The sequence below is a fragment of the Bacillus subtilis subsp. subtilis str. 168 genome, from assembly GCF_000009045.1.
Classification (GTDB): Bacteria; Bacillota; Bacilli; order Bacillales; family Bacillaceae; genus Bacillus; species Bacillus subtilis.
Genome location: NC_000964.3, coordinates 3626088 through 3649855, shown reverse-complemented (window position 1 = coordinate 3649855; position 23768 = coordinate 3626088). Strand labels below are relative to the sequence as shown.

Genomic DNA, 23768 nt, shown 5'->3' with positions numbered 1-23768 from the left:
CGTTTTTTGATTATACGTGTTTCTTTTTGATGAAGCTTGTTATAATAACTAAGGAGAAGGTATAATGGAAGGAACGGTTCTCTATATAAATAAAGACTTCATTTAATTCCAAAGGAGACTTCTTTATGCTTGACGAACGCATGATTCGCATTGTTGTTGCGTTTATTGTCTCGCTGCTGACAGTTTTAATCATAACCCCAATCGTAAAAAGGATTGCGATTAAAATAGGTGCAGTTGACCAGCCCAGCAATCGAAAAGTACATGACAAAATCATGCCCCGCATGGGCGGGCTGGCCATATTTATCGGGGTGGTTGCAGGCGTGCTTGCATCCGGTATTTACACAGAAACAAGGATGACGGCAATTACAGTCGGAGCATTCATCATTATTGTGTTAGGTATTCTTGACGATAAATATCAATTAAGTGCAAAAGTTAAGTTTTTGATTCAATTAGGTGTAGCCATTATGATTGTAAGCACTGGCTTAAAAATGGACTTTTTCTCAGTACCTTTTTTAACAGAACGATTTGAGTTAGGATGGATGGCTTATCCGCTGACGGTATTATGGATTGTCGGCATCACGAACGCAATTAACCTGATTGATGGATTGGATGGCCTTGCTGCCGGTCTTTCTGTTATCGGCCTGTCAACGATTGCTGTCATGGCGCTATCCGGCGGAAAAGTGCTCATTCTGTCACTCTCATTAGTCGTTATTGCCAGCACGCTGGGGTTTTTGTTTTACAACTTCCATCCGGCAAAAATCTTTATGGGAGATACGGGATCACTGTTTTTAGGGTATAGTATCTCGATTCTTTCATTATTAGGCCTGTATAAAAGTGTCACATTGTTCAGTATCGTTATCCCGATTATTATATTAGGCGTACCGATTTTTGATACAACATTTGCTATCATCAGAAGAATATTAAACAAACAGCCGATTTCAGCGCCTGATAAGTCGCATATTCACCATAGACTGATGGCCTTTGGCCTTTCACATCGGATGTCGGTCTTAGTTATTTATTTAATTGGATTTATTTTCAGTATCAGTGCGATTGTACTTAAAAGTGCCACAATTTGGCTTTCTTTGTTTATTATCTTCATTTTGATTATTTTTATGCAAATCATAGCAGAAGTGACAGGACTCGTGAATGAAAAATTTAAGCCGTTTACAAAGTTTTATAAACGGCTGGTGAAAAGGAATTAAAAACTCCGGCTTATGTGCCGGAGTTTTTTTCTGCGCAAAAATGCCCGATCCTCTAAAAGGACCGGGCATTTTTTAATAGGATGAATCAGTTGTTGAATTCGTTGTACTGTTGTTTGAGCTTGTGCTGCTGTCATTCGAATAGCTGCTTCCGTTCGTCGTCCCGTCAGTTGTTGTGCCAGTGCTGCCAGTGCTGCCAGAACTGCTTGAGCTGTCAGTCCCGTCTTCGGTACCGGAAGTGCCAGTGCTTGTATCAGGAGTATAATCTAAATGCTCTTGAAGCGTTTTTCTGACTTTCTCGAGATTTGTAGCATCAGGTTCAAAGTAATATGTGTTGTTAGGCCCTAAATACAAATCAGAACCTGTAATGCTCAATGTGTCGATTTTTTTGCTGGTAAAGCCGCTGTAAATCTGCTGAAGCGCTAAACCTTCAGTAATGCGAATATTGGTTTCAACGTTTTCGCTGGCTTTTTCTGCGATTTTATCAATTTTAGCAATGTTGCTTGCACTTGACATGCGGTCAATCAGCGCGTTTAAGATTTGTTTTTGTCTGTCATTACGGCCAAAGTCTCCGCGTTTATCCTGTTTTCTCATCCGGGCATATGCTAAGGCTTCTTCGCCGTTCAAATGCATCTCGCCTTTTTTGAAGTAAATCCGTTTGCTTTCGTCTACATCACTTTTTTCATCGAAATCGAAAGGCACGTCAACATCAATACCGCCGACTTCATTAATCACATCTTTAAATCCGTCAAAATCAACTGTGACATATTTATCGATCGGGATTTGCAAGAAGTTTTCAACAGTTTCAACTGTTTCATCTTTACCGCCTTTGCTGTAAGCGGCATTGATCTTCGTCTTGCTTCCCGTTGTGTCACCAGCTAATTGCACACGTGTGTCACGCGGAATGCTCAGCATTTTCATGGTTTTATTTTTGGGATCCAGGGTAACAACAATAAGAGAGTCTGATCTCCCTTTTTGTCCTTTAGTCGCGTAATCCTCTATTCCCATAAATAAAATAGAAAATGGTTTTTTCTTCATGTCTACAACTTCGTTGCGAAGATTTGATTTATTCCCGCGGGATAGGGCATCGTACGATTCATCCGCAGCGTTAATGGTTTTATAAAGTTTATACCCGCCAAGCCCTACAACTACCAATAGTGCAAGGGCGAACAATAACATTATTCTTTTTAAAATTTTCCTACGTTTGCTCTTTTTCTTTTTTCGCACACGCACTCTAACGCGTTCAGCCATTATTCAGTCTCCTTTATGTGATTGACGGCTTTTTCAAGATACGTCAACTCTCCCTCTTTAATATCACTCTTTCCATTTGTCAGTTCTGTCATCCATTCAGAAAAAGCGTTGGTTTCTTTTTCTTCCACGTATGTTTCGAATTCAACATTTTCTGAATAATGGATTTCCTTTAACAGAAATTGTGACTCCCTTAATTCATTTTCAATCTTGCCAAGCCATGTGTAATCTGCAGAAGTATGCATGATTCGCATAAGCTTCCGTTCTACAACACCTATATGATTTAATCCTTCAGACACTGATTTCCCATAAGCGCGAATTAATCCGCCAGCACCAAGCTTAATGCCTCCGAAGTAGCGTGTAACGACGGCGCAAGTATCCTTCAGCCTGCGTTTTTTTAAAACCTCGAGCATCGGCACTCCCGCTGTACCGCTTGGTTCCCCGTCATCATTGGCTTTTTGGATATGATCATTCTCGCCAATAACATAAGCCGAGCAATTATGAGTCGCATTCCAGTGCTGTTTCTTTATTTTCTGTATAAATTCCTGTGCCTCTTGTTCGGTAGAAACACGGCTTAAATGACAGATAAAACGCGATTTTTCTATAACAATCTCGTGTTCTCCCGCTTCTTTCACAGTAAAATAGCTGTGCAGCATGCTAGCTGACCCTCCTGCTAAGCATAAAAGACTGCCTATACAAATTCGTACAGTCTTTAGAATTTTTGTGCGTATTTTGGTATCATAAAGAGTAGATAGTATATAAAAATGTTTTTTTCTAGAATATACGCATTCTTTCATTATAATTCGACATAATTTGCAGATCAATTACATTTATAATAAAAATATATGACAACGCCGTGACGGAGGGAAATTATGAATAAAACAAAGATGGATTCCAAAGTGCTGGATTCTATTTTGATGAAGATGCTGAAAACCGTTGACGGGAGCAAGGACGAGGTTTTTCAAATCGGGGAGCAGTCACGCCAGCAGTATGAACAGCTGGTCGAAGAACTGAAACAAATTAAACAGCAGGTGTATGAAGTGATTGAGCTTGGCGATAAACTTGAAGTGCAAACTCGCCATGCGAGAAACCGTTTATCCGAGGTCAGCCGTAATTTTCATAGATTCAGTGAAGAGGAAATCCGCAATGCTTATGAAAAAGCCCATAAGCTGCAGGTAGAATTGACGATGATCCAGCAGCGTGAGAAGCAATTGCGCGAACGGCGGGACGATTTGGAGCGCAGATTGCTAGGGCTTCAGGAAATCATTGAGCGGTCAGAATCATTAGTAAGCCAAATTACAGTTGTGCTCAACTACTTGAATCAGGATTTGCGCGAAGTTGGACTGCTTCTTGCTGATGCTCAGGCAAAACAGGATTTCGGCTTAAGAATTATTGAGGCGCAGGAAGAAGAGCGAAAAAGAGTCTCAAGAGAAATCCATGACGGACCCGCTCAAATGCTGGCGAATGTTATGATGAGATCGGAATTAATCGAGCGGATTTTCCGTGACCGGGGCGCAGAGGACGGATTCCAAGAAATTAAAAATCTCCGCCAAAATGTTCGGAATGCCCTTTACGAAGTGAGAAGGATTATATATGATTTAAGACCGATGGCCCTTGATGACCTAGGCCTGATTCCAACTTTAAGAAAATATCTATATACAACCGAGGAATATAACGGGAAGGTCAAAATACATTTTCAGTGCATTGGAGAAACAGAGGATCAGAGGCTAGCGCCTCAGTTTGAGGTTGCGCTCTTCAGGCTCGCACAGGAAGCTGTGTCTAATGCGCTAAAGCATTCTGAATCTGAAGAAATTACAGTCAAAGTTGAGATCACAAAGGATTTTGTGATTTTAATGATAAAAGATAACGGTAAAGGGTTCGACCTGAAGGAAGCGAAAGAGAAGAAAAACAAATCATTCGGCTTGCTGGGCATGAAAGAAAGAGTAGATTTATTGGAAGGAACGATGACAATAGATTCGAAAATAGGTCTTGGGACATTTATTATGATTAAGGTTCCGTTATCTCTTTGACTATGATTTGTAAAATAGAGCCAAAAGGCATATTGACCGAATGCTAGAGTATATAGAACAATAATACAAGGAGGCGTGGCTTGTGACTAAAGTAAACATTGTTATTATCGACGACCATCAGTTATTTCGTGAAGGTGTTAAACGGATATTGGATTTTGAACCTACCTTTGAAGTGGTAGCCGAAGGTGATGACGGGGACGAAGCGGCTCGTATTGTTGAGCACTATCATCCTGATGTTGTGATCATGGATATCAATATGCCAAACGTAAATGGTGTGGAAGCTACAAAACAGCTTGTAGAGCTGTATCCTGAATCTAAAGTAATTATTCTATCAATTCACGATGACGAAAATTATGTAACACATGCCCTGAAAACAGGTGCAAGAGGTTATCTGCTGAAAGAGATGGATGCTGATACATTAATTGAAGCGGTTAAAGTAGTGGCTGAGGGCGGATCTTACCTCCATCCGAAGGTTACTCACAACCTCGTTAACGAATTCCGCCGCCTTGCAACAAGCGGAGTTTCTGCACACCCTCAACATGAGGTTTACCCTGAAATCCGCAGACCATTACATATTTTAACTAGGCGGGAATGTGAAGTGCTGCAGATGCTTGCAGACGGAAAAAGCAACCGCGGTATTGGTGAATCATTGTTTATCAGTGAGAAAACCGTTAAAAACCATGTCAGCAATATTTTACAAAAAATGAATGTAAACGACCGGACGCAAGCCGTTGTGGTCGCCATTAAAAATGGCTGGGTAGAAATGAGATAGTATAATAGGAGACTTGCCTTTTACTAGGCAGGTCTTTTTTTAGGCTGCCGTTTCCCTTACAATAGAGTTATAAAGCAATAAGGCAGGTATCGAAGCTATGAATATTGCAGTCGTAACAGACAGCACGGCATATATTCCGAAAGAAATGCGTGAACAACATCAGATACATATGATCCCTCTCCAGGTTGTTTTTAGGGAGGAGACTTACCGTGAAGAAATTGAGTTGGACTGGAAAAGCTTTTATGAAGAAGTGAAAAAACATAATGAGCTCCCGACGACTTCTCAGCCGCCAATCGGCGAGCTGGTTGCGTTGTATGAAGAGCTTGGCAAGTCTTATGATGCGGTTATCAGTATCCATCTTTCCAGCGGGATCAGCGGAACATTCAGCAGTGCAGCAGCGGCTGATTCGATGGTCGACAATATTGATGTGTATCCATTTGACTCAGAGATCAGCTGCTTGGCTCAAGGCTTTTATGCCCTTAAAGCTGCTGAATTAATCAAAAACGGAGCATCATCGCCGGAAGATATTATAAAAGAACTGGAAGAAATGAAAAAAACAGTTCGAGCTTATTTTATGGTAGATGACTTAGCCCATCTTCAGCGCGGCGGGCGATTAAGCAGCGCCCAAGCCTTCATTGGTAGTCTTCTAAAGGTAAAGCCTATCCTTCATTTTGACAATAAGGTAATTGTGCCTTTTGAGAAGATTCGCACACGTAAAAAAGCAATTTCGCGAATTTATGAGCTTTTAGACGAAGATGCGAGTAAAGGGTTGCCTATGCGAGCTGCTGTTATCCACGCTAATCGAGAGGAAGAAGCAGCGAAAATCATTGAAGAGCTTTCTGCAAAATATCCTCATGTTGAATTTTATAACAGCTATTTTGGCGCGGTAATCGGCACTCATTTGGGTGAAGGTGCGTTAGGAATTTGCTGGTGTTTTAAATAAGGCCAAATCTCCGTTTTTAGAGCGGAGATTTTTTTATATTCTTATTTTAATAGTTGGACAGAAAATATTCATTCAGGCATACTGTTTCGAAAGGAGGCGTGCTATGTGAATGTGCCAGTTGAAAAAAACAGTTCCTTTTCAAAAGAATTGCAGCAGACGCTTCGAAGCCGTCATTTGCTCAGGACTGAGCTCTCATTTTCCGATGAGATGATTGAATGGCATATCAAGAATGGATATATCACTGCTGAAAATTCTATATCCATAAATAAACGGAGATATAGATGTAATAGGTGCGGACAAACTGATCAGCGGTATTTTTCTTTTTATCACTCATCTGGAAAGAATAAGCTGTATTGCCGTTCCTGTGTCATGATGGGCAGAGTGAGTGAGGAGGTTCCTTTATATTCATGGAAAGAGGAAAATGAATCAAACTGGAAGTCTATTAAGCTGACATGGGATGGCAAGCTTTCAAGCGGACAGCAAAAAGCCGCCAATGTTTTAATTGAAGCAATATCAAAAAAAGAAGAGCTCCTCATCTGGGCGGTTTGCGGCGCTGGCAAAACAGAAATGCTGTTTCCTGGTATAGAATCAGCGTTAAATCAAGGACTGCGTGTATGTATTGCAACACCTCGCACCGATGTTGTATTAGAGCTTGCTCCAAGACTCAAGGCTGCCTTTCAGGGTGCTGACATTTCAGCGCTTTACGGAGGAAGCGATGACAAAGGGCGGCTATCTCCGCTTATGATTTCCACTACGCATCAGCTTTTGCGATATAAAGATGCAATCGATGTTATGATCATTGATGAAGTTGACGCTTTTCCATATTCTGCTGATCAAACCCTTCAATTCGCTGTTCAAAAAGCAAGAAAGAAAAACAGCACCCTCGTTTATTTAAGTGCAACACCTCCTAAAGAATTAAAAAGAAAAGCACTGAACGGACAGTTACATTCAGTTCGCATCCCCGCAAGACACCACCGGAAACCTTTACCCGAACCGCGCTTTGTATGGTGTGGAAACTGGAAGAAGAAATTAAACCGAAATAAAATTCCGCCAGCGGTGAAAAGATGGATAGAGTTTCATGTAAAAGAAGGGAGGCCTGTTTTTTTATTCGTTCCTTCCGTTTCTATTCTGGAAAAGGCTGCTGCGTGCTTTAAAGGTGTTCATTGCCGAACCGCATCTGTGCACGCGGAAGACAAGCATAGAAAGGAGAAAGTGCAGCAATTCAGAGATGGTCAGCTCGATCTATTAATCACAACAACAATACTGGAAAGAGGCGTCACAGTCCCCAAGGTGCAAACGGGTGTACTAGGAGCGGAATCGTCTATCTTTACGGAAAGCGCACTTGTTCAAATTGCAGGAAGAACCGGCCGGCATAAAGAATATGCGGACGGCGATGTCATTTACTTTCACTTCGGCAAAACAAAGAGTATGCTCGATGCAAGAAAGCATATAAAAGAAATGAATGAATTGGCAGCAAAAGTTGAATGTACAGACTAGCCATTATTTGAAAACGTGGTACAGTATACTCATATAACCGATGATGAGGAGCTGTAAAAATGCTTGTCAATTCAAAAGAAATCGTAATGAAAGAACTGCTCGACCGATATATGGACCAGCTTCATATGGCCTGTACTTGCCAAGTATGCCAAAACGATGTATTGGCACTTTCTTTAAACAAAGTGAGTCCATCCTACGTTACTGATTTTAAAAAGATCGCATATACGAAAGCTGAGCTGGTAGATAAACAAAAAAACACAGCAATGCTTGTCATTTTGGCTGAATCTGCTGCAGTAGTTTCAGAGAGTCCAAGCGATTTATGTCAAACGAAGCAGGAGGAGGCATTCATAAACTGATCTGTTTATTATGTGATTCGCAATTTTCTCAAGATGTTACATGGAGAGCCCTTTTTTTACTAAAGCCTGATGAAAAGGTTTGTTATTCTTGCAGAAGCAAATTAAAGAAAATCACAGGACATATCTGCCCCCTGTGCGGCAGACCTCAATCTGTTCATGCCGTATGCAGGGATTGCGAGGTGTGGAGAACAAGGATCAGAGACAGTTTGCTATTGCGTCAAAACCGTTCAGTTTACACATATAATGATATGATGAAAGAAACGCTCTCCCGTTTTAAATTTAGAGGAGATGCAGAAATCATAAATGCATTTAAAAGTGATTTTTCTTCAACCTTTTCTAAGGTTTACCCCGATAAGCATTTTGTTCTTGTACCTATTCCGCTGAGCAAGGAACGGGAAGAAGAGCGCGGATTTAACCAGGCACATCTCTTGGCAGAATGTTTAGACCGGCCTTCCCACCATCCCCTCATTCGCCTGAATAATGAGAAACAGTCAAAGAAAAAGAAAACAGAACGCCTGCTGTCAGAGTGCATTTTTGATACAAAAAATAATTCAGCAGAAGGTATGAATATCATTTTAATAGACGATCTTTATACAACAGGCGCCACCTTGCACTTCGCAGCCCGCTGCTTATTAGAAAAAGGAAAAGCCGCTTCAGTGTCATCTTTTACCTTGATCAGAAGCTAAATGATTCTGTTTTTATGCCGATATAATCACTAGAAATTGACACAGGCATATTATCTAATAAGGAGAAAAAAAGATGGGAGAACTGGCTAATTGTCCGAAATGCAATGCTTTATTTTTAAAAACAAAGCTGCAAACCGTATGTCAGGCGTGTATTAAGGAAGAAGAAAAATCATTTGAGACTGTCTATAAATTTTTAAGAAAACAGGAAAACCGGCAATCAACTTTGAGCCGGATAACTGAGGAAACAGGTGTGGAAGAAGAGCTGATATTGAAATTCATCAGGCAGAAGCGAATTCAGATCACTCATCTTCCTAATTTGGCATACCCTTGTGAAAGGTGCGGGACATCGATTAGAGAAGGCAAGTTCTGCAAGGCTTGCCAGTCTGATATTAAGGATCAAATGGATCATTTGAACCACGAGGATGCTCTGAAAATCGAGAAAGAAAATAGTAAAAAAGACACATACTATGCCTATAATACCAAAAACAGCTGATTCCCTAAACTAACTGAAAACGCAGTCGATAAAAGGGTTAAGATTGTTTAAAGACTGCAACGGAAAGCGAGAGGAATCCTATGAAAATCAATCAATTTGGAACACAATCCGTTAATCCATATCAAAAAAATTATGATAAGCAAGCGGTGCAAAAAACTGTTGCACAACCTCAAGATAAAATTGAAATTTCATCACAGGCTAAAGAAATGCAACATGCATCCGACGCAGTCACTGGTTCACGACAGGAAAAAATTGCGCAGCTTAAAGCGCAAATTGAAAACGGGTCATACAAAGTAGACGCAAATCATATTGCGAAAAATATGATTAATTTTTATAAAAAGCAATAAAAAAGGAGAAAGCCCATGTCAGCGAAGGCAATTATTGAACAATTGAAGCGACTTTGCGTTCTGCATGAGCACCTGCTCACGCTGTCTGAAGAAAAGACGGAAGCGCTCAAAGCCGGCAAAACAAAAGAGCTTTCTAACATTTTGACAAAAGAGCAAAAATATATTCAAGCAATCACGCAGACAGAAGATGACCGGATCAAAACAACTTCGGCCTTTCTCGGATATAGCGAAAATAATACTATTTCCGCATGTATCGCCAAAACCTCAGGCAGTGAAAAGGAAGAGCTGGAACAACTATACGAATCTCTTTCTCAAGTTCTCGGACGTCTGAAAAAAGTAAATGAGATGAATAGGCAGCTGACAAGAGACGCGCTGCAATTCATCTCTATTTCGTACGATATGCTGGTTCCTAAGGAAAATAACTTCAATTACAGCAAATCAATTAAAGCTGAGCTGCCGAAAAGTAGCAAAATGAAACTGTTTGATTCAAAAGCTTAGCAGAAAGGAATTCAGAAAATGACATCTACCTTTATGGGGCTTGAAACTGCAAGGCGGGCGTTAAGCGCTCAGCAGGCAGCGTTAAGCACTACTGCAAATAACGTGGCAAATGCCAATACTGATGGTTATACAAGACAGCGGGTCTCATTGGAGGCAACTGACTATTTCCCTGCTGTATCTAAAAATGCAGAAAAAACAGCGGGACAAATGGGTACGGGCGTTCAAGGAAAATCAGTTGAGAGAATAAGAGATATCTTTCTTGACTACCAATACCGTCTTCAAAACAACAGTGCCGGATACTATGACACGAAGGCAAAAGCGCTGTCCCAAATGGAAGGCGTTTTAAATGAAACGGATGACAGCGGCTTGAACAGTGTGCTCAATTCGTTTTGGAATTCCCTGCAGGAATTATCGAATAATACAAATGAAGAAAGTGCACGTTCTGTTGTTGCTCGAAAAGGACAAGCTGTAGCTGAAACGTTTAATTATATTTCTGAATCACTTACAAATGTCCAATCGAATTTAAAAGCAGAGCTAAATACAACTGTGTTGGATGTCAATTCTCTGCTTTCTCAGTTAAACAGTTTAAATAAGCAAATTGCACAAGTAGAGCCGGTCGGGCTTCTTCCGAATGGCTTATATGACCAGCGAGATTTGCTGATCGATAAATTATCCTCAATGGTTGATATCAAAGTCAGCTACAACAAATCAGGCGGGAATGCACTTGCATCTGCTGAAGGAACTGTATCAATTGAAATCCTTGATAAAAATAAACAGTCGCTAGGAACTGTTTTGGACGGTAAAAATTACGAGGTTTCAGAACTTGCAGCCAACTATGATAATGAAACTGGGTTAGTATCAAGTATTTCAATCGGGGATACAGCTGTACAGGCGGAGTCCTTTAGCAGCAAGGGATCCCTTTTAGGGTTTATAGAGTCTTATGGGTATATAACAGCAGATGGCCAAGAAAAGGGCGTATACCCGGAAATGCTTTCTGATCTTGACAATATGGCGCTTGAATTCGCGAAAGCTTTCAATGAAGTGCACAGAAATGGTGTGACCAAGAGCGGTGAACAAGGCGGAGACTTTTTTGATTTTACTGGCGGTGAAACTGAACCTGCCAAGGGCGCGGCGGGCAAGATCAAAGTGGCTGACAGCATAATAGATTCAAAAGGCGCAAACATTGCTTTCTCACTGACTGGCGCAGCCAACGATAACGCAAATGCTACAAAATTAGCAAATGTTTTAACCGGTAAAATAACCATTAACGGTAAAGAAACTAGTGTTTTAGATTATTATGCGGGTCTGATTGGCGAGCTAGGGATCGAAGCTCAAGAGGCTAATCGACTGGCGTCTAATACAGAAACACAGCTGAATGATGCTGACATAAACCGTCAGCAAATGAGCGCAGTTTCTTTAGACGAAGAAATGACGAATATGATTCAATTCCAACACGCATACAATGCAGCTGCAAGAATGGTGACTTTACAAGACGAATTGCTTGATAAAGTGATCAACGGCATGGGTGTTGGAGGAAGGTAGGTAGAGTCACATGAGAGTAACACAAGGCATGATACAGCAAAACTCACTGAGATATATCGGTTCAAGCTACTCGAAGCTGGATAAACTCCAGTCGCAGATTTCTTCAGGAAAAAAAATCTCAAAAGCTTCCGACGATCCTGTAGTAGCAATGAAAAGCTTAAAGTATAATACGCAACTGTCTCAAGTGCAGCAGTACAAAAGCAATGCTTCTCAAGCCTTTACCTGGCTCGAAAACACAGAAACAAACATTACAGAAGGAATTGACATCTTGTCAAAGGTCAGAGAATTAGCGGTTGAAGCTCAAAATGATACAAACGGCGAGCCGGAGCGGCAAGCGATTGGCGTAGAGGTAAAGCAGTTAAAGGAACAGCTTTTAAATATTGCGAATACACAAGTGAACGGCAGATATATCTTTAATGGCACAAATTCAGATAAGCCTCCGGTTACAGATAACGGAGACGGAACTTATACAATTTCTGATACAGCTGATGTCGTAGTCAATATATCAAATAATATGTCATTGAAAGTGAATTCAGATCCAAAGTCAGCTTTTGGAGGCACTTCTGAAAGCGGGCAGAATGTATTTGAAATGCTTGATTCTTTTGAGAAAGCACTAAATTCTGGTTCGCTAGATGGCATGGACAGTGTTTTAAATGATATTGATCATTTTTCTGACGGCATGAGCGCTGAACGATCTGATCTTGGAGCGAGATATAATCGTCTTGAACTGGTTAATACAAGACTGTCAGCGCAAGAAGAAACAGCTACCAAAGTGTTATCAGACAATGAAGATGTAGAACTGGAAGAAGTAATAACTGAATTTATTGCGCAGCAAAGTGTGCACAGGGCTACTCTGGCCGTTAATGCGCAAATTGTTCAGCCTACATTGATTGACTTTTTAAAGTAAGCGGCTCTTAGGAGTTCGCTTTTTTTATAGTTCAGGAGGTAGAGTGATGCAGATTCCCAGATTGATTATGCATAGTGTTCAAGGAAAAATTGGTTTAACAACGACGCCTGCCAGCTTAAAAATGGAGCAGCCTCAAGCTGATCTAGAGATCGAACAGCCGAGTGCGGAAATGGAAATATCGGTGACACCTGGAAAACTCACGATTGACCAGACACAAGCATGGGAAGAATTAGACAGAAAGCATGTTTTCAAGAGAATTGAAGAAGCCGCCCAACAAGGGCATGAGGATGTAATGGAGGGAATAGCACGCACTGCAGAAGAAGGCGACGAGCTTATGAAGATTGAAAATAAGGGGAACCCAATCGCTTCACAAGCAAGGAGGAACTCTGAAATGCACCAAATTCAATTAGGCGAAAATTATGCTCCTTCTCTTTCGAGGGTGAAAATACAATATACTCCGTCACAGCTTGATGTGCAGATTACGCCGCGAAAGCCTGTTATTCAGGCTGAGCCGCATAAGCCAATTGTTGAATATACGCCAGGAAATGTTAAGGTTGACATGCTTCAATACCCTGATTTAAATATAGATGTAGAATACCCGAAAGAATCACCCGAAAAGTAAAAAGAAAAGGATCGTGAACAATGATCATTCATACGAAGTACCATGGCCAAATGAACATAAAAGAAGAACAAATCATTCTTTTTGAAAGCGGGATTCCAGGCTTTTTAGAAGAAAAACAGTTCGTCATACTTCCGCTTTCAGAAGACTCTCCATTCGTGGCACTGCAGTCCGTCACTTCAGAAAATCTTGCGTTTATCGTCGTAAGTCCGTTTATCTTTTTTAAGAATTATGAATTTGATCTTGATGAATCAACTGCTGAACTTTTGGATATCGATAATATTCAAGACGTAGAAGTCATGACAATATTGACTATGGCAGAGCCATTTGAAAAGTCTACTGCGAATTTATTGGCTCCCATTATTGTGAATCGCAAGAACATGATGGCTAAGCAAGTCGTTTTACACGACTCCTCATATACGACAAAGCATCCGATTGGAGGAGAATCATGCTAGTTTTATCGCGGAAAATAAACGAAGCGATTCAAATAGGTGCTGATATTGAAGTAAAAGTGATTGCGGTTGAAGGGGATCAAGTGAAGCTTGGAATTGACGCCCCAAAGCATATTGATATTCACAGGAAAGAAATTTACTTGACCATTCAGGAAGAAAATAACCGTGCAGCAGCGTTATCCAGCGATGTGATCTCCGCATTATCCTCACAAAAAAAGTGAGGATTTTTTTATTTTTGTATTAACAAAATCAGAGACAATCCGATATTAATGATGTAGCCGGGAGGAGGCGCAAAAGACTCAGCCAGTTACAAAATAAGGGCACAAGGACGTGCCTTAACAACATATTCAGGGAGGAACAAAACAATGAGAATTAACCACAATATTGCAGCGCTTAACACACTGAACCGTTTGTCTTCAAACAACAGTGCGAGCCAAAAGAACATGGAGAAACTTTCTTCAGGTCTTCGCATCAACCGTGCGGGAGATGACGCAGCAGGTCTTGCGATCTCTGAAAAAATGAGAGGACAAATCAGAGGTCTTGAAATGGCTTCTAAAAACTCTCAAGACGGAATCTCTCTTATCCAAACAGCTGAGGGTGCATTAACTGAAACTCATGCGATCCTTCAACGTGTTCGTGAGCTAGTTGTTCAAGCTGGAAACACTGGAACTCAGGACAAAGCAACTGATTTGCAATCTATTCAAGATGAAATTTCAGCTTTAACAGATGAAATCGATGGTATTTCAAATCGTACAGAATTCAATGGTAAGAAATTGCTCGATGGCACTTACAAAGTTGACACAGCTACTCCTGCAAATCAAAAGAACTTGGTATTCCAAATCGGAGCAAATGCTACACAGCAAATCTCTGTAAATATTGAGGATATGGGTGCTGACGCTCTTGGAATTAAAGAAGCTGATGGTTCAATTGCAGCTCTTCATTCAGTTAATGATCTTGACGTAACAAAATTCGCAGATAATGCAGCAGATACTGCTGATATCGGTTTCGATGCTCAATTGAAAGTTGTTGATGAAGCGATCAACCAAGTTTCTTCTCAACGTGCTAAGCTTGGTGCGGTACAAAATCGTCTAGAGCACACAATTAACAACTTAAGCGCTTCTGGTGAAAACTTGACAGCTGCTGAGTCTCGTATCCGTGACGTTGACATGGCTAAAGAGATGAGCGAATTCACAAAGAACAACATTCTTTCTCAGGCTTCTCAAGCTATGCTTGCTCAAGCAAACCAACAGCCGCAAAACGTACTTCAATTATTACGTTAATTTTAAAAAAGACCTTGGCGTTGCCAGGGTCTTTTAATTTAAATTTCTATCTCCTAATCATTCCTCATCCTGTCACTAACTCATGATATAATAACCGGATTCTCCACTAACTTTTTATAAATGTATTTCCATACAAGAAATCTAAAACAGAAGATTTTTTTCCAAAAATATGTGTAATCTTATCTCGACTTAGTCGATATAAACGATAGATTGGGGCATAGGGGATGATCAATTGAACATTGAAAGGCTCACTACGTTACAACCTGTTTGGGATCGTTATGATACTCAAATACATAATCAGAAAGATAATGATAACGAGGTTCCTGTTCATCAAGTTTCATATACCAATCTTGCTGAAATGGTGGGGGAAATGAACAAGCTTTTGGAACCTTCGCAAGTTCATCTGAAGTTCGAGCTTCATGACAAGTTAAATGAATACTATGTAAAGGTAATAGAGGACTCTACAAATGAAGTGATCCGCGAAATTCCACCAAAACGGTGGCTTGATTTTTATGCGGCTATGACTGAATTTCTTGGGTTATTTGTAGATGAAAAAAAGTAGAATAGGAGTGGTTTGAGATGGTCACAAGAATAACAGGTCTGGCGTCAGGAATGGATATAGATGATATCGTATCAAAGCTGATGCAGACAGAAAGAGCGCCGCTTGATAAGCTGACACAAAAAAAGCAGACTCTTGAATGGCAGCGTGACAGCTATCGTGAAGTAAACTCAAAAATAAAAGAATTGCAAGATTATATGTCTAAAAATACGTTGACATATCCGAGCACGTATCAGAGCAAAACTGTGACAAGCTCTAATGAGTCTGTGTTAACTGCTACAGGAAGCGTAAGTGCGCCAAATTCTTCGTCTACTGTTGAAGTGGCGAGCTTGGCAACTGCAGCAACGTATAAGGCAAACAATTATACGGGATACACACAAGGCGATTACAATTTGGCATTTAACGTTGTTGCGCCTGGCGAAACAACAGCAAAAACAGTGAACATTAGTGTGACGAGTGCCGATACGATTGATAATGTGATTTCTAAACTTAACAGCTCAGATCTAGGAGTATCAGCATTTAAAGATAAAATTTGGAATGGTACAGAGTACGTAGAAACGATTGCGTTTTCTTCTAAAGCAACAGGTGCAGGAGGAAGCATACAGGCAGCAGACTCTGCTACAGCTGACTTTATGTCCGGTCAGCTTGGTTTTTCTTTGGATGCTGATAATAAGCTTACTGCTTACAAAGAAGGCACAAATGCCAAAGTCACAATCAACGGCTTTGAAATGGAGAAGCTGACAAACAATTTCACGGTGAATGGTGTTACTTATTCGATTAAAAATACAACTGCAGCCACAGGCCCTGTTACCACATCTGTTTCTACTGATGTTGATGGGATTTATAACCAAATCAAAGAGTTTGTAGATAAATACAATGAACTGGTTGACAGCCTGAATGAAAAGCTGAAAGAAGAAAAATACCGAGACTATACGCCACTCACGAGTGAACAAAAAGAAGCCATGTCCGATAAAGAGGTAGAGCTCTGGGAGGAGAAGGCGAAAAGCGGATTGCTGAGAAACGATTCAAGCATCAGCACTGGCACGAACCAAATGCGGACTGACTTTTATACTCAAGTGAATGCGGATGGGAAAACCTATCAATTAACTGAATTTGGCATCACAACTTCAAGTGCTTACCAACTGCGAGGGCACTTAGAGATTAACGAAGAGAAATTGAAAGCAAAAATAGCAGAAGATCCTCAAGGAGTTGCTAATCTTTTTACAAGTGGAACAAATGATAGTAACTATAGCGATAAAGGTATTATGAAGCGGATTACTAATACACTTAGAAGTACTGTGAAAAGTATTGAAGCTAAAGCTGGGAACTCGACAATGGGAGCTAGTAGCTATTCCATTGGAAAAAATTTAAACTCGATAAGTACTGAAATAACTGATATGCAGGACAGATTGAATACCATAGAAAACCGCTATTATTCAAAATTCAGTGCAATGGATTCTGCGATTCAAAAAATGAACGAACAAGCGTCCTATTTATCACAGCTTCTTGTACAATAAATGTAATTTGGAGGATGACACATGGCGATCCAAAATCCATATACAGCCTATCAGCAAAATTCAGTGAATACGGCTACACCCGGGGAGCTGACGCTTATGCTGTATAATGGCTGTTTGAAATTTATAAGACTTGCCGCTCAGGCCATTGAGAATGATGATATGGAACGTAAAAATGAAAATCTGATTAAAGCGCAAAATATTATTCAGGAATTAAATTTTACACTTAACCGTAACATAGAGCTTTCCGCTTCTATGGGTGCGATGTACGATTATATGTATCGCAGATTGGTACAGGCAAATATCAAAAATGATACGGGCATGCTGGCTGAGGTTGAAGGTTATGTAACAGATTTTCGCGATGCTTGGAAACAAGCCATTCAAAGTGAGCGGAAGGACCGGCACGGATCAGGCGGGATCGCATGAATAATATAGATCAACTATACACTGAGACGAAGAGTATGCTGTCACACATACAAAATACGCCGGAAAGCGATGAACTTTTAAAGCAAATTGAAGACTTTGTGGCTACACGGTCTGAACTGATTCAGGAGATATCTCTGCCGCTTTCAGAAGAAGAGCGAAAGCAGATGAAACTTATTTTGACATGGGATCAGCTGATTGTGAAGGAAATGGAAAGACTGAAGCAGTCAATCGCAACAGAACTTCAGCAGATGAAAAGAAAACGTGTGATGCATACGACGTATTTAAACCCTTATAACAACATTACGATTGACGGCACATATTATGACAAGCGTAAATAGGTGAGTGCCTTGAAGAGCATTGAAGATTATACGCTTTTATCAGCTTATTATCATCTTCTTTTTACCATCGAAGAGGGGTTGTGTTATTTGATAGAGGCTGAAGAGAATTTATCAAAAACAGAAGGGGATCGGATCTACCAAGATCTGATCCAAGCCTTTTTTTATTTGGATTCAACACATTCAACACTTCTCTTCATTATGGATTCGCGGTGTGCTGAAATTTGTGTGAAAGCATTTGACCAAATTTTTGCGGAGTTTGATCAATTGGTCTCTTTCTCTTTTCCCTCTCATGAGTTCTGTGAGTATTTAAAGGAACATTTTCTGATTCATTATAGAAAATGGATGCTGTCTATTCATCAATGTATGGAACCCTTTTTAATCAATTAGGCGTGTGTGAGGTATTTGTTTCGTTCAATCAGCATATACATATACCTCCGAACCGCCAATAACAGAGCAAATACAAACAAAATTCGACAAAGTTCACTGAATTTTCACAAAAGATTTATGTTTCAGCAGGAATTGTAAAGGGTAAAAGAGAAATAGATACATATCCTTAATAAAAGGGAGGCGTTCTTTGATGAACTATAACATCAGAGGAGAAAATATTGAAGTGACACCCGCGTTAAAGGATCATGTCGAGAGGAAGATCGGCAAGCTGGAGCGCTATTTTGACCATAGCGTGGATGCTGATGTGAACGTCAACTTGAAGTTTTACAATGACAAGGAGTCTAAGGTTGAGGTTACGATTCCGATGACAGATCTGGCGCTTCGGTCCGAGGTGCATAACGAGGATATGTACAACGCAATTGATCTCGCAACAAACAAACTGGAACGTCAAATCCGTAAGCATAAAACGAAAGTAAACCGTAAATTCCGTGAGCAGGGCTCTCCAAAATATTTATTGGCAAACGGTCTTGGCTCTGATACAGATATTGCGGTTCAGGATGACATAGAAGAGGAGGAGAGCTTGGACATCGTCCGTCAGAAACGCTTTAATTTAAAGCCGATGGATAGTGAAGAAGCGATCTTGCAAATGAATATGCTCGGCCATAATTTCTTTGTTTTCACAAATGCGGAAACAAACCTTACAAATGTCGTGTACCGCAGAAATGACGGGAAATATGGCTTAATTGAACCGACTGAATAATGAAGAGAAGCCTTCCGTGATGTCCGCGGAAGGTTTTTGTTTTTCTTATTTGCAAATTCTTTGGAAATAACAAAAGGTATGATATGATAATGAGAGGTATACATGGACTAGTAAATTATTTATACATGCCTCTAAAATAGGCGTGTGATGATAGAGGAGCGTTATAAATGCTTGGAATTTTAAATAAAATGTTTGATCCAACAAAACGTACGCTGAATAGATACGAAAAAATTGCTAACGATATTGATGCGATTCGCGGAGACTATGAAAATCTCTCTGACGACGCATTGAAACATAAAACAATTGAATTTAAAGAGCGTCTTGAAAAAGGGGCGACAACGGATGATCTTCTTGTTGAAGCTTTCGCTGTTGTTCGAGAAGCTTCACGCCGCGTAACAGGCATGTTTCCGTTTAAAGTCCAGCTCATGGGGGGCGTGGCGCTTCATGACGGAAATATAGCGGAAATGAAAACAGGGGAAGGGAAAACATTAACGTCTACCCTGCCTGTTTATTTAAATGCGTTAACCGGTAAAGGCGTACACGTCGTGACTGTCAACGAATACTTGGCAAGCCGTGACGCTGAGCAAATGGGGAAAATTTTCGAGTTTCTCGGTTTGACTGTCGGTTTGAATTTAAACTCAATGTCAAAAGACGAAAAACGGGAAGCTTATGCCGCTGATATTACTTACTCCACAAACAACGAGCTTGGCTTCGACTATTTGCGTGACAATATGGTTCTTTATAAAGAGCAGATGGTTCAGCGCCCGCTTCATTTTGCGGTAATAGATGAAGTTGACTCTATTTTAATTGATGAAGCAAGAACACCGCTTATCATTTCTGGACAAGCTGCAAAATCCACTAAGCTGTACGTACAGGCAAATGCTTTTGTCCGCACGTTAAAAGCGGAGAAGGATTACACGTACGATATCAAAACAAAAGCTGTACAGCTTACTGAAGAAGGAATGACGAAGGCGGAAAAAGCATTCGGCATCGATAACCTCTTTGATGTGAAGCATGTCGCGCTCAACCACCATATCAACCAGGCCTTAAAAGCTCACGTTGCGATGCAAAAGGACGTTGACTATGTAGTGGAAGACGGACAGGTTGTTATTGTTGATTCCTTCACGGGACGTCTGATGAAAGGCCGCCGCTACAGTGAGGGGCTTCACCAAGCGATTGAAGCAAAGGAAGGGCTTGAGATTCAAAACGAAAGCATGACCTTGGCGACGATTACGTTCCAAAACTACTTCCGAATGTACGAAAAACTTGCCGGTATGACGGGTACAGCTAAGACAGAGGAAGAAGAATTCCGCAACATCTACAACATGCAGGTTGTCACGATCCCTACCAACAGGCCTGTTGTCCGTGATGACCGCCCGGATTTAATTTACCGCACGATGGAAGGAAAGTTTAAGGCAGTTGCGGAGGATGTCGCACAGCGTTACATGACGGGACAGCCTGTTCTAGTCGGTACGGTTGCCGTTGAAACATCTGAATTGATTTCTAAGCTGCTTAAAAACAAAGGAATTCCGCATCAAGTGTTAAATGCCAAAAACCATGAACGTGAAGCGCAGATCATTGAAGAGGCCGGCCAAAAAGGCGCAGTTACGATTGCGACTAACATGGCGGGGCGCGGAACGGACATTAAGCTTGGCGAAGGTGTAAAAGAGCTTGGCGGGCTCGCTGTAGTCGGAACAGAACGACATGAATCACGCCGGATTGACAATCAGCTTCGAGGTCGTTCCGGACGTCAGGGAGACCCGGGGATTACTCAATTTTATCTTTCTATGGAAGATGAATTGATGCGCAGATTCGGAGCTGAGCGGACAATGGCGATGCTTGACCGCTTCGGCATGGACGACTCTACTCCAATCCAAAGCAAAATGGTATCTCGCGCGGTTGAATCGTCTCAAAAACGCGTCGAAGGCAATAACTTCGATTCGCGTAAACAGCTTCTGCAATATGATGATGTTCTCCGCCAGCAGCGTGAGGTCATTTATAAGCAGCGCTTTGAAGTCATTGACTCTGAAAACCTGCGTGAAATCGTTGAAAATATGATCAAGTCTTCTCTCGAACGCGCAATTGCAGCCTATACGCCAAGAGAAGAGCTTCCTGAGGAGTGGAAGCTTGACGGTCTAGTTGATCTTATCAACACAACTTATCTTGATGAAGGTGCACTTGAGAAGAGCGATATCTTCGGCAAAGAACCGGATGAAATGCTTGAGCTCATTATGGATCGCATCATCACAAAATATAATGAGAAGGAAGAGCAATTCGGCAAAGAGCAAATGCGCGAATTCGAAAAAGTTATCGTTCTTCGTGCCGTTGATTCTAAATGGATGGATCATATTGATGCGATGGATCAGCTCCGCCAAGGGATTCACCTTCGTGCTTACGCGCAGACGAACCCGCTTCGTGAGTATCAAATGGAAGGTTTTGCGATGTTTGAGCATATGATTGAATCAATTGAGGACGAAGTCGCAAAATTTGTGATGAAAGCTGAGATTGAAAACAATCTGGAGCGTGAAGAGGTTGTACAAGGTCAAACAACAGCTCATCAGCCGCAAGAAGGCGACGATAACAAAAAAGCAAAGAAAGCACCGGTTCGCAAAGTGGTTGATATCGGACGAAATGCCCCATGCCACTGCGGAAGCGGGAAAAAATATAAAAATTGCTGCGGCCGTACTGAATAGTTCGCCCCGGCAAGTTTACTGACCGCGGCGCCTGCAGGCGCCTGCGGATCTTTTAATGAGGTGAATGAAATGGAATTATCAGAAATTAGAGCAGAGCTCGAAAATATGGCTTCTCGTTTAGCGGACTTTAGGGGGTCTCTTTGACCTCGAATCAAAGGAGGCCCGCATTGCTGAGCTAGATGAACAAATGGCTGATCCGGAATTCTGGAATGATCAGCAAAAAGCTCAAACGGTTATAAATGAAGCAAACGGTTTAAAGGATTATGTCAATTCGTATAAAAAATTGAATGAATCCCACGAAGAATTACAAATGACTCATGATCTTTTGAAAGAAGAGCCGGACACTGATCTCCAGCTTGAGCTTGAAAAAGAACTAAAGTCATTAACAAAAGAGTTCAATGAGTTTGAGCTTCAGCTTCTTCTCAGCGAGCCGTATGATAAAAATAACGCGATTTTAGAACTGCACCCTGGTGCTGGCGGTACAGAGTCACAGGACTGGGGCTCTATGCTTCTTAGAATGTATACAAGATGGGGAGAGCGCCGCGGCTTTAAAGTAGAGACTCTCGATTACCTTCCAGGTGACGAGGCGGGAATCAAGTCAGTGACATTGCTCATCAAAGGACACAACGCTTACGGGTATCTCAAAGCAGAAAAAGGTGTTCATCGTCTTGTGCGGATCTCACCATTTGATTCATCAGGCCGCCGCCACACATCTTTCGTTTCATGTGAAGTCATGCCTGAATTTAACGATGAAATTGATATTGATATTCGTACGGAGGATATTAAAGTTGACACGTACCGTGCAAGCGGCGCGGGCGGACAGCACGTCAATACGACGGATTCAGCCGTTCGGATTACTCACTTGCCGACGAACGTAGTTGTGACATGCCAAACGGAGCGCTCACAAATTAAAAACCGTGAAAGAGCCATGAAAATGCTGAAGGCCAAGCTGTATCAGCGCAGAATTGAAGAGCAGCAGGCAGAGCTGGATGAAATTCGCGGTGAACAAAAAGAAATCGGCTGGGGCAGCCAAATCCGTTCTTATGTATTCCATCCGTATTCCATGGTAAAAGACCATCGGACCAATACAGAAATGGGGAACGTTCAAGCTGTAATGGATGGTGACATTGATACGTTTATTGATGCCTACCTGCGTTCTAAGCTTTCATAAGCTGAAAAACACACCTGATGCATACGGGTGTGTTTTTTTATTTCTTATATCCTTGATTTCACTGCTGCTTTAGCATATTACCACTGTATTTGGGTGTTATTTACATCTAATCAGGGAAGGATTAAAATGCTATCGGAGAGCATTGGAAGAAACGGAGGATATATGATGGACGTACGGAATAAAACATTGTGGATTTTGCGGGATTATGTATACATATTGATAGGAGCAGCGATTACGGCCGTGTCCTTTAATGTATTTTTGCTTCCGAATAAGATTGCCGCCGGCGGGGTCAGCGGGATCAGTACGATTTTACAATCATATGGTTTTGAAGCAGCGTATGTACAGTGGATTATTAATATCCCTTTATTTATTGCTGGCGTCATTTTGCTCGGCGGGAAATTTGGACTAAAGACGCTTGCAGGTTCTGTGTTTTTGCCGCTAGTAGTGTTTCTGACAAGGGATATTCAGCCCGCCACTCATCATGAACTCCTGGCGGCGATTTTTGGCGGTGTCGGGATAGGTATCGGAATTGGTATTGTGTACTTAGGGAAAGGTTCGACGGGAGGTACAGCCTTGGCTGCACAGATCATTCATAAGTACTCCGGTCTGTCATTGGGGAAGTGTCTCGCCATCATTGACGGAATGATCGTTGTTACGGCTATGATTGTATTTAATATTGAGCAAGGCTTATATGCCATGCTTGGCGTCTATGTGTCCAGCAAAACCATTGATGTTGTGCAAGTCGGCTTTAATCGTTCAAAAATGGCGCTCATCATTACAAAGCAGGAGCAGGCTGTCAAGGAGGCTGTCTTACAGAAGATTGACAGAGGCGTGACAAAAATTTCTGCAGTCGGCGGATATACTGACGATGACCGTCCGATTTTAATGTGCGTGGTTGGGCAAACTGAATTCACCAAATTGAAACAAATCGTCAAACAGATTGATGAGTCAGCTTTTGTAATTGTAGCAGACGCGAGCGAGGTGCTGGGCGAGGGTTTCAAACGCGCTTAAACGAGGTTATAATATGGAAGAGATCGTAAAGGAGTTGTGC

At 41.3% G+C, this 23768-nt stretch carries 27 protein-coding genes; 25 read left to right on the top strand and 2 right to left on the bottom strand.

All coding sequences use genetic code 11. The annotated features are described in order from the left end of the window. Window positions 1-125 precede the first annotated feature (125 nt). Window positions 126-1202: a UDP-N-acetylglucosamine:undecaprenyl-P N-acetylglucosaminyl-1-P transferase gene (gene tagO / locus BSU_35530; RefSeq protein ID NP_391433.1), complete on the top strand. Its 1077-nt coding sequence runs from the start codon at window positions 126-128 to the stop codon at window positions 1200-1202. Between the two features lie 72 nt (window positions 1203-1274). Here tagO and tagV read toward each other — a convergent pair whose 3' ends face one another. After that, window positions 1275-2450 carry a teichoic acid-peptidoglycan tethering enzyme (LCP component) with transcription regulator domain gene (gene tagV / locus BSU_35520; protein ID NP_391432.1) on the bottom strand — a complete coding sequence of 392 codons (1176 nt, stop codon included), beginning with the start codon at window positions 2448-2450 and terminating at the stop codon, window positions 1275-1277. After that, entirely contained in the window at window positions 2450-3103 is a 654-nt protein-coding gene (gene yvyE / locus BSU_35510) for a putative translation regulator (protein NP_391431.1), read from the bottom strand. Before yvyE ends, tagV begins: the two co-directional genes overlap by 1 nt. 216 nt (window positions 3104-3319) lie before the next feature. Here yvyE and degS point away from each other — a divergent pair, with 216 nt between their 5' ends. The 24 genes from degS (at window position 3320) to yvjA (ending at window position 23728) form a co-directional block, all read left to right on the top strand. Continuing rightward, the gene (degS, locus tag BSU_35500) at window positions 3320-4477 is read left to right on the top strand and encodes a two-component sensor histidine kinase [DegU] (RefSeq protein NP_391430.1); all 1158 of its coding nucleotides are present in this window, start codon (window positions 3320-3322) and stop codon (window positions 4475-4477) included. An 82-nt stretch (window positions 4478-4559) separates the two neighbouring features. After that, a complete protein-coding gene (gene degU, locus BSU_35490) occupies window positions 4560-5249 on the top strand; it encodes a two-component response regulator (protein ID NP_391429.1) in 690 nt (229 codons plus the stop codon). A 97-nt stretch (window positions 5250-5346) separates the two neighbouring features. Further along, the gene (gene fakBA / locus BSU_35480) at window positions 5347-6192 is read left to right on the top strand and encodes a fatty acid kinase fatty acid binding subunit A (RefSeq protein NP_391428.1); all 846 of its coding nucleotides are present in this window, start codon (window positions 5347-5349) and stop codon (window positions 6190-6192) included. A gap of 105 nt (window positions 6193-6297) precedes the next feature. Then, window positions 6298-7689: an ATP-dependent helicase competence protein gene (gene comFA / locus BSU_35470; protein ID NP_391427.1), complete on the top strand. Its 1392-nt coding sequence runs from the start codon at window positions 6298-6300 to the stop codon at window positions 7687-7689. A gap of 59 nt (window positions 7690-7748) precedes the next feature. Next, complete coding sequence (comFB, locus tag BSU_35460; protein NP_391426.1) at window positions 7749-8045, top strand: regulator of competence, pole located; 297 nt, start codon at window positions 7749-7751, stop codon at window positions 8043-8045. Next, window positions 8009-8731, top strand: coding sequence for a component of the DNA transport apparatus (gene comFC / locus BSU_35450; protein NP_391425.2), 723 nt, complete (start codon window positions 8009-8011; stop codon window positions 8729-8731). Before comFB ends, comFC begins: the two co-directional genes overlap by 37 nt. Before the next feature lie 73 nt (window positions 8732-8804). Next, window positions 8805-9224, top strand: a complete 420-nt coding sequence (gene yvyF, locus BSU_35440; protein ID NP_391424.1) for a putative transcriptional regulator of flagella formation — start codon at window positions 8805-8807, stop codon at window positions 9222-9224. A gap of 80 nt (window positions 9225-9304) precedes the next feature. Beyond that, window positions 9305-9571 carry an anti-sigma factor repressor of sigma(D)-dependent transcription gene (flgM, locus tag BSU_35430; protein ID NP_391423.1) on the top strand — a complete coding sequence of 89 codons (267 nt, stop codon included), beginning with the start codon at window positions 9305-9307 and terminating at the stop codon, window positions 9569-9571. A gap of 15 nt (window positions 9572-9586) precedes the next feature. Next, complete coding sequence (gene flgN, locus BSU_35420; protein NP_391422.1) at window positions 9587-10069, top strand: factor required for flagellar based motility; 483 nt, start codon at window positions 9587-9589, stop codon at window positions 10067-10069. A gap of 18 nt (window positions 10070-10087) precedes the next feature. Next, window positions 10088-11611 (top strand): flagellar hook-filament junction, encoded by a 1524-nt coding sequence (flgK, locus tag BSU_35410; protein ID NP_391421.1) that lies wholly within the window; start codon window positions 10088-10090, stop codon window positions 11609-11611. 10 nt (window positions 11612-11621) lie between these two features. After that, window positions 11622-12518 (top strand): flagellar hook-filament junction protein, encoded by an 897-nt coding sequence (gene flgL / locus BSU_35400; protein NP_391420.1) that lies wholly within the window; start codon window positions 11622-11624, stop codon window positions 12516-12518. 46 nt (window positions 12519-12564) lie between these two features. After that, window positions 12565-13140, top strand: coding sequence for a hypothetical protein (yviE, locus tag BSU_35390; protein NP_391419.1), 576 nt, complete (start codon window positions 12565-12567; stop codon window positions 13138-13140). A gap of 20 nt (window positions 13141-13160) precedes the next feature. Next, window positions 13161-13592 (top strand): assembly factor of the flagellum, encoded by a 432-nt coding sequence (gene fliW, locus BSU_35380; protein ID NP_391418.1) that lies wholly within the window; start codon window positions 13161-13163, stop codon window positions 13590-13592. After that, on the top strand, window positions 13586-13810 hold the full coding sequence (csrA, locus tag BSU_35370; RefSeq protein NP_391417.1) for a carbon storage regulator: 225 nt from the start codon (window positions 13586-13588) through the stop codon (window positions 13808-13810). Before fliW ends, csrA begins: the two co-directional genes overlap by 7 nt. Window positions 13811-13954: 144 nt before the next feature. Further along, entirely contained in the window at window positions 13955-14869 is a 915-nt protein-coding gene (gene hag / locus BSU_35360) for a flagellin protein (protein NP_391416.1), read from the top strand. A 232-nt stretch (window positions 14870-15101) separates the two neighbouring features. Next, on the top strand, window positions 15102-15431 hold the full coding sequence (gene yvyC, locus BSU_35350) for a putative flagellar protein of unknown function (protein ID NP_391415.1): 330 nt from the start codon (window positions 15102-15104) through the stop codon (window positions 15429-15431). 17 nt (window positions 15432-15448) lie between these two features. Then, entirely contained in the window at window positions 15449-16945 is a 1497-nt protein-coding gene (fliD, locus tag BSU_35340) for a flagellar hook-associated capping protein 2 (HAP2) (protein NP_391414.1), read from the top strand. A 21-nt stretch (window positions 16946-16966) separates the two neighbouring features. Next, complete coding sequence (gene fliS, locus BSU_35330) at window positions 16967-17368, top strand: flagellar assembly protein FliS (protein ID NP_391413.1); 402 nt, start codon at window positions 16967-16969, stop codon at window positions 17366-17368. After that, window positions 17365-17706 (top strand): flagellar assembly protein FliT involved in control of flagella expression, encoded by a 342-nt coding sequence (gene fliT, locus BSU_35320; protein NP_391412.1) that lies wholly within the window; start codon window positions 17365-17367, stop codon window positions 17704-17706. Before fliS ends, fliT begins: the two co-directional genes overlap by 4 nt. A gap of 9 nt (window positions 17707-17715) precedes the next feature. Next, complete coding sequence (gene yvzG / locus BSU_35319) at window positions 17716-18093, top strand: hypothetical protein (RefSeq protein YP_003097791.1); 378 nt, start codon at window positions 17716-17718, stop codon at window positions 18091-18093. 190 nt (window positions 18094-18283) lie between these two features. Further along, a complete protein-coding gene (hpf, locus tag BSU_35310) occupies window positions 18284-18853 on the top strand; it encodes a ribosome-associated sigma 54 modulation protein; ribosome dimerisation factor (RefSeq protein ID NP_391411.1) in 570 nt (189 codons plus the stop codon). Between the two features lie 167 nt (window positions 18854-19020). Next, window positions 19021-21546, top strand: a complete 2526-nt coding sequence (secA, locus tag BSU_35300) for a translocase binding subunit (ATPase) (protein NP_391410.1) — start codon at window positions 19021-19023, stop codon at window positions 21544-21546. 69 nt (window positions 21547-21615) lie between these two features. Further along, a protein-coding gene (gene prfB, locus BSU_35290; protein NP_391409.1) for a peptide chain release factor 2 occupies window positions 21616-22717 on the top strand; the annotation gives its coding sequence in 2 pieces (ribosomal slippage) (window positions 21616-21687 and window positions 21689-22717; 1101 coding nt in all). Window positions 22718-22843: 126 nt separating this feature from the next. Next, window positions 22844-23728, top strand: a complete 885-nt coding sequence (gene yvjA, locus BSU_35280) for a putative integral inner membrane protein (RefSeq protein NP_391408.2) — start codon at window positions 22844-22846, stop codon at window positions 23726-23728. The last annotated feature ends 40 nt before the right edge of the window (window positions 23729-23768 follow it).